Raw genomic sequence first — 16,107 nt, forward strand, 5'->3', positions numbered from 1 at the left:
CGTCGTTGTCCACAGGGGGCCCGATGACCGACGAAAGCGCCTAGGGTCGTCGGTATGACGTACACACCGCTGCCGCTCACCGCCGAACTGCACGACTACCTGCTCGCTCACAGCACCGCTCCCGACGAGGTCATGGCGGAGCTCATCGCCGAGACCTGGTCCGCGTTGCCCGACGACGCGGGCATGCAGGTGGCGCCCGAGCAGGCGGCCTTCCTGCGGATGCTGACCACGCTGACCGGCGTTCGCCGCGCGGTGGAGGTGGGCACGTTCACGGGGATGTCCTCGTTGTCGATCGCGCGGGGGCTCGCCGACGGGGGCCGGCTGATCTGCTTCGACATCTCGGAGGACTACACGGATGTCGCGCGCCGCTACTGGAAGCGGGCCGGGGTCGACGACCGGATCGAGCTGCGCATCGGGCCGGCGGCGGAGCGGCTGCGCGAGCTGCCCGCCGAGCCGCATCTGGATCTGGTGTTCATCGACGCAGACAAGGAGGGCTACCAGACGTACTGGGAGGAGCTGGTGCCACGGGTGCGGCCCGGCGGAGTCCTGCTGGTGGACAACACGTTGTGGTCGGGCCGTGTGCTCGATCCGCAGAGCGACAGCGACCAGGCGATCGTCGCGTTCAACGACGCGGTGGTGGCCGACAAGCGCGTGGAGGCGGTCATCCTGCCGATCCGGGACGGCCTGACGATGGCTCGCCGCCTGGCCTGAGCCCGGCGGGGCCTGAGCTGGCGGAGCCTGAGCCGCGGCGCGCAGTCGGCAATGCGCGCGGGGCGAAGACGACGGCCGTGCGGCCGTGCGCACAGGCGGCGCCCAGTCGGCCGTGCGCACGGGGCGAAGACGGTGCGACGGCCCGCCGCCGGAGGGCTGCGGGCCGTCGCCCGGCGGAATTCACCGCACGCTACGGGCGAACATCCTCGCCGCCCACGCCACCGCCGCTGCGGCGAGCACAGCCATGATGACCAGTCCCTGCCATACCGCGTCGGCGGCCAGGTCACCGCGGAACAGCGCGCGTGTCCCGTCGACAGCCCACGAGAAGGGGTTCCAGTCGGCGACGCCCTGCAGCCAGCCGGGGGCGAAGGTCAGCGGCAGCAGGATGCCCGACAGCAGCAGCACCGGCTGGGCCACGGTGTTCATCAGAGGGGCCAGGGCGTCCTCGCTTCGCACCTTCAGCGCGACGCCGTAGCTGACGGCCGAGGTCATCAGCGAGATCAAACCCAGCATGAGGTACGCAAGCAGCAGGTTCCCGATGAACACCCGCAGGTCGAACACGAGCGCGAGGAGCGTGATGATCACTGCCTGGGCGATGATCGAGACGACGTCGCGCAGCGACCGGCCGAGCAGCAGCGCGAGGCGGCTGACCGGGGTGACCCGGGACCGTTCGATGATGCCGGCTCGCAGTTCGGCGATGAGCCCGAAGCCCTGGAACAATCCGCCGAAGATGGCGAGCAGCACGAGCAGACCCGGCACGAAGATCTCGTACGCCTGCGCGTCGGTTTGCACCTGCAGCGCGGGCTTGAGCAGCGGAGCGAATAACAGCAGGTACATGACCGGCTGGAACACGCCGACGAAGATCCACACTGGATTGCGCAGCAGGAGCAGCGCCTGGCGCTGGAAAATGAGTGCGGTGTCACGCAGCAGCTTCATTGCTCATTCCTCCCGCAGCGAGCGGCCGGTCTTGGTCAGGAAGACGTCGTCGAGGCTGGGGCGGTGCAGTTCGATCGTGCCCAGCGGCACCGACGCGGCGTCCAGCGCGCGCAGCACCAGGGGGATGGCGGTGGCGCCCTCGTCGACGTAGAGGCGCACGCCGTCGTCCTGGGTTTCGAGCTTGTTCACGAACGGGGCCGCGTCGAGCACCTCCGCCGCGGCGGTTACTTCGGCGGAGGCGAGGCCGACACGCACCACGTCGCCGGAGATCTCACGCTTGAGCTCGGCCGGCGTCCCGGACGCGACGATCTGGCCGTAGTCCATGATGGAGATCCGGTCGCAGAGGGCGTCGGCCTCGTCGAGGTAGTGCGTGGTGATGAAGACGGTCATGCCTTCGCCGCGCAGGCGGCGCACCTCGTCCCACATGTGGGCGCGGCTCTGCGGGTCGAGACCGGTGGTGGGCTCGTCCAGGAACACGAGTTTGGGCTCGTGGATGATGCCGAGCGCGATGTCGACGCGGCGGCGCTGGCCACCGGAGTACGTCTTGCACTTGCGGTCGGCGTAGTCGCTGAGCTGGAACGCGTCGAGGACCCGGTTGGCCCGTTCCGTGGCGACGGAGCGGGAGATGCCGTACAGGCGGGCCTGCAGGACCAGCTCCTCGCGGGCGGTCGAGTCGTCCCAGGTGCTGCCGCCCTGGGCCACGTACCCGATGCGGCGGCGCACCTCGCCCGGGTTCTTGAGCAGGTCCGCGCCCGCAATGGTGGCCGTGCCGCCGTCGGGCTCGATGAGCGTGGCGAGCATCCGCAGCGTCGTGGTCTTGCCGGCGCCGTTGGGGCCCAGAAAGCCGAAGATCTCTCCCTCGGCCACGGTCAGGTCGACGCCGCGCACAGCCTCGACGATCTTCTTCTCACGTCCCTGCCGGGACGTGAACGACTTGCGCAGTCCTCGCGTCTCGATCACTTGACTTCCCCCAGTCGTGGGGCAGGCGAACGCCCGCCACGGGGCAGCGTAGGGCCGCCACCGCGACTAGTCAAACTTGAATAGTCAGCGGTCGACCCACTCGTCCGGCCAGTCCGGACGCCCGGTCCGATCCTGCTCACCGGCCGGCCCGGCGACGGGTTCCTCGGCCGCCGCATCCTCCGAAACACGGTCGCACGGCGGCGACGCAGGCAGGTACGGCTCACCCTGCTCCACGCGCTTGGCCACCCGCTCGCACCAGGCGATCTCCGCCTCGGCGCGGTCCATCGCCAGCTCCCACATCCAGCTGACGAACGTCGGCTTGCGCGCGGCCCACTCCGACCCCTGCGCAGCCTGCAACTGCTGCACGCCCGCACGCAACTGAGTCGCGCGGTTGCGCAGCGCCGCCGCGGCCTCCTCCCGGGGCAGGGCGGGCAGAAACGAGAAAGCCGCCATGAACGGGTCCGGCGGGGTGGCGAGATGCCACCAGTTGCTGCGCAACAACGCCTCGAACTCGGCCGAGCCCTTCTCCGTCACCTCGTACGTCGTGCGCGCCGGGCGTGCGCCCACCTGTTCGGTCGCCACCGCCCGCAGCAGGCCCTCGTCGGTGAGCTTGCGCAGGGCGTGATAGATCGACCCGGGCTGCACGTTCGCCCACTTGTCGGCGCTCCAACTGAGCAGCTCACGCCGCACGTCGTAGCCGTGCACCGGCTGCATCCACTGGACAACGCCGAGGATCATCATGCGGGTGGCGGACACGTCCTCAGCGTAATAGCCAAACTTGACTGAGCACCGAGTCGGTGTCGGGGCGCTAGGCTCAGCGACGTGCGCAAGGTACTGATCGCCAACCGCGGCGAAATCGCCGTCCGTGTCATCCGAGCCTGCAAGGACGCAGGCCTCACCAGCGTCGCCGGTTACGCCGACCCCGACCGGGACGCGCCGTTCGCGCGGCTCGCCGACGAGGCGTACGCCTTGGACGGCACCACGGCCGCCGAGACGTATCTCCGCATCGACAAGCTGCTCGACATCGCGGCCCGCAGTGGCGCCCACGCGGTGCACCCCGGGTACGGCTTCCTGTCGGAGAATGCGGAGTTCGCTCAGGCCGTACTCGATGCGGGTTTGATCTGGATCGGGCCGAGCCCGCAGGCCATCCGCGACCTCGGGGACAAGGTCACCGCGCGGCACATCGCGCAGCGCGCGGGTGCGCCGCTGGTCGCGGGCACTCCCGAACCGGTGGCCGATGCGGACGAGATCGTGGCGTTCGCGCGCGAGCACGGGCTGCCCGTCGCCATCAAGGCGGCGTTCGGCGGTGGCGGGCGCGGCCTGAAGGTGGCCCGGACGATCGAGGAGATCCCAGGGCTGTTCGAGTCGGCGACCCGCGAGGCCGTGGCCGCGTTCGGGCGCGGCGAGTGTTTCGTCGAGCGCTACCTGGACCGGCCTCGCCACGTCGAGGCGCAGGTCCTCGCGGACACGCACGGCAACGTGATCGTGGTCGGCACGCGTGACTGCTCGCTGCAGCGCCGCCACCAGAAGCTGGTCGAGGAGGCGCCCGCGCCGTTCCTGAGCGACGAGCAGCGGGCGCAGATCCACTCCAGCGCCAAGGCGATCTGCCGCGAGGCTGGGTATCACGGCGCGGGCACTGTGGAGTATCTGGTCGGCCAGGACGGGACGATCTCGTTCCTGGAGGTCAACACGCGGCTGCAGGTGGAGCACCCGGTTAGCGAGGAGACCGCGGGCGTCGACCTGGTGCGCGAGCAGTTCCGGATCGCCGCGGGTAAGCCGCTGCGCCACACGTCCGACCCGCAGCCGCGCGGGCACTCGATCGAGTTCCGGATCAACGGCGAGGACGCGGGCCGCAACTTCCTCCCCGCCCCCGGCACGGTCACCGCGCTGACCTGGCCGTCCGGCCCCGGAGTCCGGGTCGACGCGGGCGTCGAGGCGGGCACGGTCATCGGCGGCAACTTCGACTCGATGCTCGCCAAGATCATCGTGACCGGTGAGGACCGGGCCGAGGCGCTGGCCCGCGCGCGCCGCGCCCTGGACGAGACCGTCATCGAGGGCATCGCCACCGTGCTGCCGTTCCACCGGCTCGTCGTGCGCGACGAGGCGTTCACGTCCGAGCCGTTCACGGTGCACACCCGGTGGATCGAGACCGAGTGGGCCGGTGGGGTCGAGCCGGTCGCGCACGCCGCGCCCGGCACGGAGGAGCCGGCCCGCGAGACCGTCGTGGTCGAGGTGGGCGGTAAGCGGCTCGAGGTCCGTCTGCCCGCCGGTCTTTCCTCGGGTACGCCCGCAGCCGCCGGCGCCGCCCGCCCCACCGCACGCCGTGGCGGAGGCCGTCAGCAGGCCCCTGCGGCCGCGGGCGGCGCGGCCGCGCTGACCGCGCCGATGCAGGGCACCATCGTCAAGGTGGCCGCCCAGGACGGCGACACGGTCTCCGAGGGCGACGTGATCGTGGTGGTCGAGGCGATGAAGATGGAACAGCCACTGCAGGCTCACCGGGCCGGCACGGTTTCCGGGCTGGCCGTCGAGGTCGGCGCCACGGTGACCGCGGGTACCACCATCTGCACCATCGACTGAGGCAGGCGCGGGGCGGGCCGCCGGTACGGGACCTACCGACGGCCCGGGGGCGCCGCATACCCGGACGCGGCCGGGCGGGCGCGCGCCGTCCGCCACGCCGACAACGGGGACCCGGCGTCGCGAACCGCATCAACCGTACGCGCCACCGCGGCGATCACGTATCGGCAAACCGACTGCCCATCAGGCTCGAACTGCCCGACACCGGGACGAAACCACCACACTCGGGCCGTTCTCGCGCCGTACGGTGTCGGGCATCACCGGGTTGCCGCAACAGACCTGAGCGCATGCTGAGATCTGCAGCTTTTCTCCCAGGTATCCGCGTTCTACTGCCAGGAGACGCCCTTCAGCCCCAAGCCGCGAGGTGGCCGACCACATGACCGACCTGCTGACCGCAGTGGCGACACCGGCCTGGGCATACCTTGCCCTGTTCGGGTTCCTCGCCGCGGACGCCATGGTCCCGGTCGTACCGATCCAGGCCATCATGATCACCTCGGGCGCCCTGACGGTGTATGGCAACCTGAGCCTCCCGCTGGTCATCGCGGTCGGGACGCTGGGCATGTTCACCGGCGACTCGATCGCGTTCGTGCTCGGCCGCACCGCGGGCGGCGGCAGGGTCGGTGACCGCTTGGCCGCATTACGCCACCGGTTCGCCCCCCGGCACGACGCCGTGCTCGGCGAGTCGCGGACCCGCCGCGCGGCCGCCCGCTTCACCCGCGGCCTGCGCCGGCCCGGGCCGTTGGTGCTGCTGCTGTGCCGGTTCGTGCCGGGCGGGCGGATGGCGGCCGGGTACCACGCCGGCCGCCGCGGATACCCGATCAAGTGGTTCGTCGCGTACGACGGGCTGGCCGCGATCGGCTGGGCCACGTACGGGGGCCTGGTCGGGCACGTCGGCGGCACGGCGGTGACCCAGTCGGCGTGGCGGTTGTTCGCCGTGGCCGCCACCGCCGCGGTGATCTTCGGCACGGCGGGGTGGATGCTCGCGCTGTTCGGCGGCCGCGACACCGAGCTGCACACGGACACCGACGGGCCGAGCGCCGACCGGCCCGGCCCAGACAGGCCCCGCGCCGAAGGGCCGGACGGGCGGAGCGCCGACCGCCCTACTGCACCTCGTGCTGCATCAGCTGGCGTGCCGCCTCGGCGATCGAGCCGGACAACGACGGGTAGATAGTGATCGTGTGGGCCAGCTGGTCCACGGTCAGGTTGTTCTCGATCGCCATCGTGATCGGCAGGATCAGCTCGCTCGCCTTGGGCGCCACCACGACACCGCCGACGATCTGGCCCGTGGCGGGGCGGCAGAACAGCTTGACGAAGCCGTCGCGCAGGCCGGCCATCTTCGCCCGGGCGTTGCCGGTGAGCGGCAGCATGACCTGACGGGCCGGCACCCGTCCGGCGTCCACGTCGTTCTGCGAGACCCCGACCGTGGCCAGCTCGGGGTCGGTGAAGACGTTCGCGGAGACCGTACGCAGGCGCAGCGGCGCGACCGCCTCACCCATGGCGTGCCAGATCGCGATCCGTCCCTGCATCGCGGCGACACTGGCCAACGGCAGTACCCCGGTGCAGTCACCGGCCGCGTAGATGCCGGGGACGTTGGTCCGGGAGACCCGGTCCACGGTGACGTAGCCGCCGTCGGCGACGTCGACGCCGTACTCGCGCAGGCCCAGATCGGCGGTGTTCGGGATCGCACCGACCGCCATGAGGGCGTGCGAGCCTTCGACCGTACGGCCGTCGGCGAGCGTGACCTGCACGCCGGAGCCGGTGTTGGTGACCGAGTCGGCGCGGGACTGGTTCAGAATCGTCATGCCGCGCTCTCGGAAGACCCGCTCGATGGCCATGGCGGCGTCCGCGTCCTCGTGCGGCATGACCCGCTCCCGGCTGGAGACGAGCGTGACCCGGACCCCCATGGCCAGGTAGGCGCTGGCGAACTCGGCGCCGGTGACGCCGGAGCCGATCACGATCAGGTGCTCGGGCAGCTCGGTGAGGTCGTAGAGCTGACGCCAGTCGAGGATGCGCTCGCCGTCGGGCGCCGCGGTACGCAGGACCCGCGGCGTGGCGCCGGTGGCGATCAGCACGGTGGCGGCATCCACCGCGTACGGCTGGCCGCCCGCGGGCGTGATGAGCACCTGGTGGGTGTGGCCCAGGGTGTCCTCGCCGAGCCGGGCCCGCCCGTTGACCACGTCCACGCCGGCCTTGACGAGCTTGGCCTGGATGTCGCCGGACTGGGCGAGCGCGAGGCGCTTGACCCGCTCGTTGACCGCCTTCGCGTCGACCGTGACGCCCTCCAGCCCGGCTGAGCTGACCCCGAACTGCTCGTTGTGCCGGTAGCCGGTGACCACCTCGGAGCTGGCGATGAAGGTCTTGGACGGCACGCAGTCGGACAGGACGCAGGCCCCACCGGCACCATCGGCCTCGACGAGGGTCACGTCCGCGTCGAGCTGGGCGGCGACCAGGGCGGCCTCGTAGCCGCCGGGTCCTCCGCCAATGATGACAATCCGGCTCACAGCACTCCAATCCTCGCAAAACTCACCCCGACGTGCCGTTACGCACCTTCGTATTCTCCCCTACCGGCGGCTCGGGCTATCGTCATCGCCGTGCGTCATTACGCCGCGTACGGCTCAAACCTCGACCCCGCCCGCATGCGGGCCTACTGCCCGCACTCGCCGATGGTCGGCGTGGGCTGGATAGAAGGCTGGCGCCTGACGTTCGCGGGCGAAGGTGACATGGGCTGGGAGGGCGCGGTCACCACGATCGTCGAGTCCCCCGGCGACCGGGTGTTCGTCGCGCTCTACGACGTGCACCAGTGGGATGCGGCACAGCTCGACGAGGTCGAGGGCGTGACCGCCGGGGCGTACCAGAAGGTGACGGTCCGGGTGTCGACGCTGGAGGGCGACATCAGCGCCTGGGTGTACGTGTTCGCGGGCTACGAGGGCGGCATGCCCACCACGTGGTACCTGTCCGAGATCGCCAACGCGGCCGAGAAGGCCGGCGCCCCGGACGACTACGTGACCGAGCTGCGCTCGCGCCCCACCCGTACCGCGTCGCCGGACCTCTAGGCCGCCGCCACGGTGCGCTGGTAGATCTCGGCCTGGTACATCGGGCGCATGCCGACCGCGTGGTAGAGCCGCGCGGCCTTGGTCGGGTTGGCCAGATCGACACCGAGCCCGGCCTCCGTGCGCCCCTTCGCGGCGTACGTGGCGAACGCGCGCCGCAGCAGCGCCTCACCCACCCCCCGCCGCCGGTACGGGCCGAGCACCGCGAGGAACTTCACCCACCCGGCGTTGTCCTCGGCGCCCACGTCGGAGCTCTGCAGCACCCCGGCCCACTGCCCGTCGACCTCGCCGACGAACCACTCGTCGTACGCCACGGTGCTCTCCGCGGCGACCTGCCCGCGCCACGTCTCATAGTCGGTCGCCCGATGGTCCGTGTCCGCGAACGCCTCCTCGATCGTCGCGTGGAACCGGCGCAGTTCCGCGTCGTCGTCCGCGCGCACGGGACGGACCGCGACCCCGGCCGGCGGCTCCGGCACCCGCTGCACCGAGTCGTCCAGCGCGATGCTCATCCGGGCGTGCTGCTTCACGAACGTGAACCCGGCGCCCGTGAGCGTCACGATCCACGCCGTTTCGGTGGCGATGGCGCCCGCGCGCACGGTCATCGGGTCGTACCCGAATCCGGTCGCCCGCTCGGCGACCCGCGCCAGCATCAGCTCCAGCAGCGGGCGCTGCGCGGGCTCGCCCCGCCCCGGCCAGACGTACACCTCGATGAAGTCGCGTTCGCCCCCGGTGGTGTTGTGCGGGTACGTCCAGCCGACGATCTGCCCGGCCGGGTCGAGGGCGAGCCAGCAGTCGCGGTTCATGTCGGTGTTCGGCGCGGTCAGCGCCTCGCGAACCTCCTCGGCGGTGAAGTCCGGCTCGCCCATGGCGGCCACGTCGCTGGCGTGCACGAGCGTGAGGATCGCGGGGACGTCGTCCAGGCTCGGCCGGCGCGTCGTCCAGCCGTCGGGCAATTCGGTCACCAGCGCATCGGACCACAGCAAGGGCGCCTCGCCAACCGGTTTGGCCCGAACACGCTGCTCAGCGGCCCAGGGCGTGATGCAGCGACTCGAGCAGGCCGATCAGCTCGACCCGCTCGGTCAGGTCCAGTTCCGCGTACGCCTGACCGGCGAGCGCGTCCGCGACCGACTCGGCCCACATCAGCCGCCGCACGATCGGCCCGGCCGGCGGGTACGGCGGCTGCCACCCGAACGCCACCGCCCCGGTCTCCCCCTCCGGGCCCGCGATGATCGCCTGCAACGGCGTGAGGCCGCTGGCGCGCACCGCCAGGACCTGCACGCTCATCCGGTGCTCGTGCAGCAGGTGCAGCGCCACCGCGGCCTGCGCGCCCGGCGACGTGTCCGGTACCGGCATCGCTCGCCACGCGGCGAACAGCGGGAGCCCCGCCGCGTCGACCCCGTCCACCACCCGCCGGGCCAGCCCGAGCAGGCGGCTCAGCCTCGGGAACTCGCCGATCTCCTCGGCACCCCACACGCACAGCTCATGCAGATGCCAGGTGGCGACCTCGCGCGGTTCGGTGGTCTTGGCGGCCGCCTCCCAGCCGTCGGTGACCGCCTCGGGCGCGATGAAGCCGATCGCCGCAGCCGCCGTCTCGGGCTTCACGTCGCCGAGCGCCCCGGCCCTCGCGGACACGTGGTAGGCCCACCCGGACAGGCCGAGCAGCCGGGCGCGGCGCAGCGTACGCGGTGACTCGGCGAACGCACCGACGAGCCCCGCGAGTCCCGGTTTGGCCGTGGCGGCTGCCTGTTCCGGAGTCACGTGCCCGATTCTGCTCTGCCTGACCGGTTCTGGAAAATGGCCGTTCACTCACGTCCTCGAAGATCGAGGTCCTCGATCGCCGCCTCGGCGTCGCCGACCCGGCGGCGCGCGGCGGTCGCCTCCCGCTCCGCGGAGCGTCGGGCCAGCGTGCGCCCGGACACGTCGGCCTGGGCCACGGCCCGCCGCCGGTCCAGCTCGGCGATCTCCGCCTCGATCTCATCCAGGGCATGAGCTGCGTCACGTTCGGCGGCGACCGCCCGATCGAGTGCGTCGGCCGCCTTGCGCTCGGCCGCCTGGGCCGAGGCCAGCTCCCGCGTGAGCGCCCGCCGGGCGGCGGCCCCCGGCCCGGCCGTGGCGGCTTCCTTCGGGCCGGTGTCCGGCCGGTCATGCGCTGCCCGGCGGTCGCCGCGCTCGAACGCATTGCCGCGCTCGGCAGCCTCGGGAGCCTGGCCGGACCCGGCGGCCTCAGTACCGTCGTCGGGCTCGGCGGCCACCGGAGCGTCGCCGGACTCGGCGGCCTCGGCGGGATCGTCCGCGGTGATCAGGCGTAGCCGTGGCCGGGGCACTTCGCCGAACCCCGCGTACGAGGCGGCGCGCACCAGCCGGCCCGACCGCACCTGCGCGGCGATCTCCGGCTCGGCCAGCGCCGCGGTCAGCGTCGCCTCGACCTCGGCCAGCGGCAGCTTGCCCGCGGACAGCGCCGGGTCCTGGGCGACCGCCAGGTCCCGGGCGACCCCGACCAGCGCGGACACCATCCGGCGCCGCTGGGTGGAGAGCTCACGCAGCAGGTCGCCGTGCAGCGCGCGCTGGGCCGAGCGCAGCTCGGTGGACAGCTCGACCAGCTCGTCGACCAGGTCGGGGCGGTGCAGCGCGAGCAGGTTCACCAGCCACGCGGCGACGGTCGGTTTGCGCAGCGCCGCGTACCGCTTCGCCGCCTCCCGGTCGCCCGAGCGCCGCGCCGCGTCGACCGCCGCCGTACGGGCCGCGACGAAACCGTCCGGTGGTGCCTCGTAGAGCCGCCGCACGATGTCGGCGGACCGGTCCCCGCTCACCGCGTCAGTCGACGGTCGTACCGGGGGCGAGCTGCGCGTACTCCGTACCGGACAGCCGTTCCAGGTGCCCGTTGCTGATCTGCGCCCCCTGCGCGGTGAGCAGGTGGTCGTGCAGCGCGTACGCCCGGCGGGGCTTGACCGCACGGGCGAAGTCGATGGCCTCGCTGAGCTTCATCCACGGCGCGTTGAGCGGCACGAACAGCGTGTCGACCGGCTCGGCCGGCACGGTGTACGAGTCGCCCGGGTGGTACACCGTGTCCTGCCCGTCGGCGATGAGGTAGCCGAGGTTCGCGATCCGCGGGATGTCCGGATGGATGACCGCGTGCTGACCGCCGTACGCGCGCACGGTGAACCCGGCGGCCTCGAACTCCTGGCCCTGCGCCACGGCCGTCACCGCGTCGGCCAGACCGGACAACTGCGGCAGCACGTCGGCGTGGGCGTACACCCGAAGGTCGGGTTTGGCGGCGACGGCCGCGGCGAGCGCGTCCACGTCGAGGTGGTCGGGGTGCTCGTGGGTGATGAGTACGGCGTCCGCACCGGCCAACGCCGAGGGTTCGCCGAACACGCCCGGGTCGACCACCAGCACGGTGTCGCCGCCGGTGATGCGCAGGCAGGAGTGGGTGAGCTTCGTGACGCGCACGGGATCCCTCCGCAGCCGATTCGTTACTCGTCGACTCGCAGTCTGCCGGAACCGCGACACCCTCGCCGCACGTCCGAGCGTGCAGACCCTGCGGGGATGGAGGAAATCATGGGAATGCGACACCCACATAACACCCGGGCGCTGGGCGCGACGGCCGCGCTCCTGGCTCTGGCGCTCGCCGGCTGCAGCTCGGGCGGTTCCACGGACCAGGCCAGCACGGCCGTCGGGCGGGCACCCGCGGCACCGATGCAGGGCCAGGCCCAGGCCGACGCCGCCCAGGAGAAGGCACCCGGCGCCGAGGCCCCCGGTGCCCAGGCACCCGACCTGTCGGTCGACCAGCGGTCGATCATTTACACCGGCTCCATCACCGTACGGGTGAAGAACGTGAACGCCACGGCGGCGCAGGTGGCGGCGTTCGCGACCGGCGTGGGCGGTTTTGTCGGCGGCGACAACCGGCACAGCGGGCCGGACGGCTCCGGTGGGGACAACGCCTCGCTGACGTTGCGCGTACCGTCGGCGAAATTCGCCGCGCTGGTCGACCAGATCGCCGGGCTGGGCACCGAGCAGCAGCGTTCCACGAACACCGAGGACGTCACCGAGCAGGTCGTCGACCTGGACGCGCGCATCTCCACGCAGCAGGCCCGGGTGGACAGCGGCCGGCGGCTGCTGGCCCAGGCCAAGACGCTCAACGACCTGGTCATGCTGGAACGCGAGGTCGCCACACGGGAGTCGGATCTGGCATCGCTGCAGGCCAAGAAGCGCCACCTGGCCGACCTCACCGCCCTGTCCACGATCACCGCGGAACTGCTCGGCCCGGAAGCGGCCGTGGCCAAGCCGGAGGGCACGCCCGGCTTCTTCTCCGGGCTCAAAGGCGGCTGGCACGCGCTCGTCGCGTCGCTGGCGGTGCTGCTGACCGTGCTGGGCGCGCTGCTGCCGTGGCTGCTGGCCCTGGGCATCCCCGCGTTCGCCGCTTTCTGGCTGATCCGCCGCTACGGCCGCCGCTCGCGTCCCGCCCCCTCGACGGCGGCCCCAGCGATGGCGACGGCATCTGCTGCGACCCCATCGACAGCGACCCCTGTCGCGACAGCCGGACCGGTCGCGGAGGCGGCGAAGCCGCCCGCCAAGCCCGCGTCGGGGCCGACCGACGGTCCACAGTAGGGGCAGGCCGCTCAGCGGTGCCGGCGGCGAGGTCGGGTGGGCACACCACCTCGCCGCCCACCGGCTGGGCTCAGAAGGCTCCCGTGGCCAGGGCGGCCAGGGCGGTGTGGGTCATCACGCGGACGCCGTACCCGATGCACCGCTCGTCGACGTCGAAGTCGGCCTGGTGCAGATCGTGGCGGACCGCGTCGCCCGGGATGCCGGTGCCGAGCCGGATCATCGCGCCGGGAACGTGCTCCAGATAGAAGGAGAAGTCCTCGCCGCCCATGCTGATCTCGGCCTCGACGACGTGGTCGGCGCCCAGCGCCGCCCCGGCCGCACCGGCGATGACGGCCGCAGCCATCCGGTCGTTGATGACCGGGGGTACGCCACGCTGGTATTTGATCTCGGCCTGCGCGCCCGTGGCGGCGACGACGTCGCGGATCAGACGGGTGACCAGATCCGGGGCCTCACGCCACGCATCGCGGTTGAGGATGCGCACCGTGCCGCGCACGTGACCCTCGTCGGGGATCGCGTTGAACGCCTCCCCGGCGTGCACCGCACCCCACACCATGGACACCCCGGCGCGCGGGTCGACCCGGCGGTCCAGCAGCGCGGGCACGTCGACGATGACCCGGCCCAGCGCATGCACCAGGTCGGCGGTCAGGTGCGGGCGGGCGGTGTGGCCGCCCGGGCCGGTGAGCGTGACGTCGACCGTGTCGGCGGCCGCGGTGAACGGCCCGGAACGCACCCCGACCAGGCCGGCGGGCAACTGCGGGTAGCAGTGCAGCGCGTAGATGGCCGCGACGTCCTTGAGGCCGCCCGCGGCGATCACCTCGGGCGCGCCGGAGGGCACGGACTCCTCGGCGGGCTGGAACAGCAGCCGGATCCGGCCGGGCAGCTCCCCCTGCTCCTCGAGCTGGGCCAGGGCCAGCCCGAGTCCGAGCAGGACGGTGGTGTGCACGTCGTGGCCACAGGCGTGGGCGACGTTCGCGACCGTGGACCGGTACGGCACGTCCTTGACGTCGTGCAGCGGCAACGCGTCCAGGTCGGCGCGGAACGCGATGACCCGGTCGCCGCGGCCGATGTCACAGATGACGCCGTTGCCCTTGGGCAGCAGTTTCGGGGAGAGCCCGGCGACCGCGAGCTCGCGCGCGATGAGCGCAGCGGTCTCGAACTCGGCGTGCGACGGCTCGGGGTGGGCGTGGATGTGCCGGCGGATCGCCACGAGTTCCGCGCCACGGGCGGCCAGCCAGCGGTCGAGCTGGCCGGGGAGCGGGTCGGCGCCGGGTGGCGGGGAGGGCCAAGCGGGCGACATCGACTCCGTGGGCGACGGGGTGCCGCCGGGCACCGTCAGAGCACTCGTCATGTCGGGTTCTCTATCGCTCTCGAAGTTTGGACGGGTTTCTGCAACGTGCGACAGCGTAGACCGATTGTGGTGACGCTGCGCAACGTCATTCCCGTGGCGATCGGAACGCGTACGGTCACGAAAGCCCTGATAAGAGCGGTGTCCATGAACACAGACATCGAATCACCACCTCCTACAACGGGTAACGTCTCGCGGAGGTGACGCGGTTCAAACGCAGCCCACGATGACCCCGGCGGGCCGCGGGTTGGCACACCACGAGTCCGATTCGGCTGGCCCCGGAGTCAGAAGCGCTCCACCGGGTGGTACGTCCCCCACACGCCGCGCAGCGTGTGGCAGACCTCCCCCACGGTGGCACGAAGGCGCAACGCCTCCCGCATCGGCGGCAGCACGTTGTCCGTCCCGTTGGCGGCCTTCTGCAGGTCGGCCAGGGCCGCCTCGACGGCGGCGCCGTCGCGGTCGGCGCGCAGCTCGGCGAGCCGGGCCACCTGACCCGCCTCGATGGCGGGGTCGACGCGCAGCGGCTCGTAGTGCTCCTCCTCGTCGAGGGTGAACCGGTTGACCCCGACCACCACCCGGTCACCGGAGTCGATCTCGTTGGCGATCCGGTACGCGGACGCCTCGATCTCCCGCTTCTGGAAGCCCTGCTCGATCGCCTCCACCGCCGAGCCGTGCGCGAAGACGCGCTCCATCAGCGTGGTCGCGGCGGCCTCCACCTCGTCGGTCAACGCCTCGATCGCATACGACCCGGCGAACGGGTCGACCGTGCCGGTCAGCCCGCTCTCGTACGCGAGGACCTGCTGGGTGCGCAGCGCGAGCCGGGCCGCCTTCTCGGTCGGCAGGGCGATCGCCTCGTCGTACCCGTTGGTGTGCAACGACTGGGTGCCACCGGCGACCGCGCCGAGCGCCTGGATCGCGACCCGGACCAGGTTGACCTCGGGCTGCTGCGCGGTGAGCTGCACCCCGGCGGTCTGAGTGTGGAAACGCAGCATGAGCGACTTCGGGTCCTTCGCCCCGAACTCGTCCCGCATGATCCGCGCCCACATCCGCCGGGCCGCCCGGAACTTGGCGATCTCCTCCAGCAGTGTCGTGCGGGCGACGAAGAAGAACGACAGCCGCGGGGCGAAGTCGTCCACGGCGAGCCCGGCGGCCACCGCGGCGCGCACGTACTCGACGCCGTTGGCCAGGGTGAACGCGATCTCCTGCGCGGGCGACGCCCCCGCCTCGGCCATGTGGTAGCCGGAGATGCTGATCGTGTTCCATTTCGGAATCTGGGCCCGGCAGTACGCGAACGTGTCCGCCACCAGCCGCAGCGACGGTTTGGGCGGGAAGATGTACGTCCCCCGGGCGATGTACTCCTTGAGGATGTCGTTCTGGATCGTGCCCTGCAGTGCGGTGCCGGGCACCCCCTGCTCCTCCGCGACGAGCTGGTAGAGCAACAGCAGTACCGAGCCGGGGGCGTTGATCGTCATCGACGTGGAGACCTGGTCCAGCGGGATGCCGTGGAACAGCCGCCGCATGTCGTCGATCGAGTCGATGGCGACCCCGACCTTGCCGACCTCGCCGTGGGCGATCGGCTCGTCGGAGTCGTAGCCCATCTGGGTGGGCAGGTCGAACGCCACGGACAGCCCCATCGTGCCGGCCGCGAGCAGCTGGTGGTAGCGCGCGTTGGACTCCGCGGCGGTGCCGAAACCGGCGTACTGCCGCATGGTCCAGGGGCGGGAGGTGTACATCGTGGGATACACCCCACGCGTGTACGGATACCGCCCGGGCTCGCCGATCCGCGCCTCGGCGCCGGGGGGCACGTCGTCGCGGTCGTACACCGGCTTGATCTCGAACCCGGATTCTGCGTTCACAGGGGCGATCCTAAGGCGTCGTTCAGGGGATGGGGTGTGGTCTTTGGCCCACCTGTGGACAAACTCC

At 71.8% G+C, this 16,107-nt stretch carries 15 protein-coding genes; 5 read left to right on the top strand and 10 right to left on the bottom strand.

Going from position 1 to position 16,107, the window contains the following annotated elements:
• Positions 1–54 precede the first annotated feature (54 nt).
• Positions 55–711, top strand: a complete 657-nt coding sequence (locus tag ACMCNK_RS17520) for an O-methyltransferase (RefSeq protein WP_412737481.1) — start codon at positions 55–57, stop codon at positions 709–711.
• A 180-nt stretch (positions 712–891) separates the two neighbouring features.
• On the opposite strand, the gene ACMCNK_RS17525 is transcribed toward ACMCNK_RS17520, so the two are convergent.
• The 3 genes from ACMCNK_RS17525 to ACMCNK_RS17535 all read right to left on the bottom strand — a co-directional run bounded on the left by ACMCNK_RS17525 (position 892) and on the right by ACMCNK_RS17535 (position 3,363).
• Positions 892–1,647 (bottom strand): ABC transporter permease, encoded by a 756-nt coding sequence (locus ACMCNK_RS17525; protein ID WP_412737482.1) that lies wholly within the window; start codon positions 1,645–1,647, stop codon positions 892–894.
• Positions 1,648–1,650: 3 nt separating this feature from the next.
• Positions 1,651–2,607: an ATP-binding cassette domain-containing protein gene (locus tag ACMCNK_RS17530; RefSeq protein WP_412737483.1), complete on the bottom strand. Its 957-nt coding sequence runs from the start codon at positions 2,605–2,607 to the stop codon at positions 1,651–1,653.
• Positions 2,608–2,691: 84 nt separating this feature from the next.
• The gene (locus ACMCNK_RS17535) at positions 2,692–3,363 is read right to left on the bottom strand and encodes a PadR family transcriptional regulator (RefSeq protein ID WP_412737484.1); all 672 of its coding nucleotides are present in this window, start codon (positions 3,361–3,363) and stop codon (positions 2,692–2,694) included.
• A 66-nt stretch (positions 3,364–3,429) separates the two neighbouring features.
• Between ACMCNK_RS17535 and ACMCNK_RS17540 the strand changes: the two genes are divergently transcribed.
• Both ACMCNK_RS17540 and ACMCNK_RS17545 read left to right on the top strand, forming a co-directional pair.
• Positions 3,430–5,184, top strand: a complete 1,755-nt coding sequence (locus ACMCNK_RS17540) for a biotin carboxylase N-terminal domain-containing protein (RefSeq protein ID WP_412737485.1) — start codon at positions 3,430–3,432, stop codon at positions 5,182–5,184.
• Positions 5,185–5,557: 373 nt separating this feature from the next.
• Complete coding sequence (locus ACMCNK_RS17545; RefSeq protein ID WP_412737486.1) at positions 5,558–6,352, top strand: DedA family protein; 795 nt, start codon at positions 5,558–5,560, stop codon at positions 6,350–6,352.
• Here ACMCNK_RS17545 and ACMCNK_RS17550 read toward each other — a convergent pair.
• Positions 6,282–7,682: an NAD(P)H-quinone dehydrogenase gene (locus ACMCNK_RS17550; protein WP_412737487.1), complete on the bottom strand. Its 1,401-nt coding sequence runs from the start codon at positions 7,680–7,682 to the stop codon at positions 6,282–6,284. The genes ACMCNK_RS17545 and ACMCNK_RS17550 overlap by 71 nt on opposite strands.
• A 90-nt stretch (positions 7,683–7,772) precedes the next feature.
• Between ACMCNK_RS17550 and ACMCNK_RS17555 the strand changes: the two genes are divergently transcribed.
• Positions 7,773–8,234, top strand: a complete 462-nt coding sequence (locus ACMCNK_RS17555) for a gamma-glutamylcyclotransferase family protein (protein WP_412737488.1) — start codon at positions 7,773–7,775, stop codon at positions 8,232–8,234.
• Here the strand turns inward: ACMCNK_RS17555 and ACMCNK_RS17560 are convergent.
• From ACMCNK_RS17560 to ACMCNK_RS17575, 4 genes are read right to left on the bottom strand one after another with little or no spacing between them, the layout of a single operon-like run.
• Entirely contained in the window at positions 8,231–9,193 is a 963-nt protein-coding gene (locus tag ACMCNK_RS17560) for a GNAT family N-acetyltransferase (protein ID WP_412737489.1), read from the bottom strand. The genes ACMCNK_RS17555 and ACMCNK_RS17560 overlap by 4 nt on opposite strands.
• 58 nt (positions 9,194–9,251) lie before the next feature.
• Entirely contained in the window at positions 9,252–9,989 is a 738-nt protein-coding gene (locus ACMCNK_RS17565) for an SCO6745 family protein (RefSeq protein ID WP_412737490.1), read from the bottom strand.
• Positions 9,990–10,033: 44 nt separating this feature from the next.
• The gene (locus ACMCNK_RS17570; RefSeq protein WP_412737491.1) at positions 10,034–11,041 is read right to left on the bottom strand and encodes a hypothetical protein; all 1,008 of its coding nucleotides are present in this window, start codon (positions 11,039–11,041) and stop codon (positions 10,034–10,036) included.
• A 4-nt stretch (positions 11,042–11,045) separates the two neighbouring features.
• A complete protein-coding gene (locus ACMCNK_RS17575) occupies positions 11,046–11,681 on the bottom strand; it encodes an MBL fold metallo-hydrolase (RefSeq protein WP_412737492.1) in 636 nt (211 codons plus the stop codon).
• A 108-nt stretch (positions 11,682–11,789) separates the two neighbouring features.
• Between ACMCNK_RS17575 and ACMCNK_RS17580 the strand changes: the two genes are divergently transcribed.
• Positions 11,790–12,839 carry a DUF4349 domain-containing protein gene (locus tag ACMCNK_RS17580; RefSeq protein WP_412737493.1) on the top strand — a complete coding sequence of 350 codons (1,050 nt, stop codon included), beginning with the start codon at positions 11,790–11,792 and terminating at the stop codon, positions 12,837–12,839.
• Between the two features lie 70 nt (positions 12,840–12,909).
• On the opposite strand, the gene ACMCNK_RS17585 is transcribed toward ACMCNK_RS17580, so the two are convergent.
• Both ACMCNK_RS17585 and ACMCNK_RS17590 read right to left on the bottom strand, forming a co-directional pair.
• Positions 12,910–14,187 (bottom strand): amidohydrolase, encoded by a 1,278-nt coding sequence (locus ACMCNK_RS17585; protein WP_412737494.1) that lies wholly within the window; start codon positions 14,185–14,187, stop codon positions 12,910–12,912.
• Positions 14,188–14,468: 281 nt separating this feature from the next.
• Entirely contained in the window at positions 14,469–16,040 is a 1,572-nt protein-coding gene (locus ACMCNK_RS17590; protein ID WP_412737495.1) for a methylmalonyl-CoA mutase, read from the bottom strand.
• Between the last annotated feature and the right edge of the window lie 67 nt (positions 16,041–16,107).

This window comes from Krasilnikovia sp. MM14-A1259 (assembly GCF_047159535.1).
Lineage (GTDB): Bacteria > Actinomycetota > Actinomycetes > Mycobacteriales > Micromonosporaceae > Actinoplanes.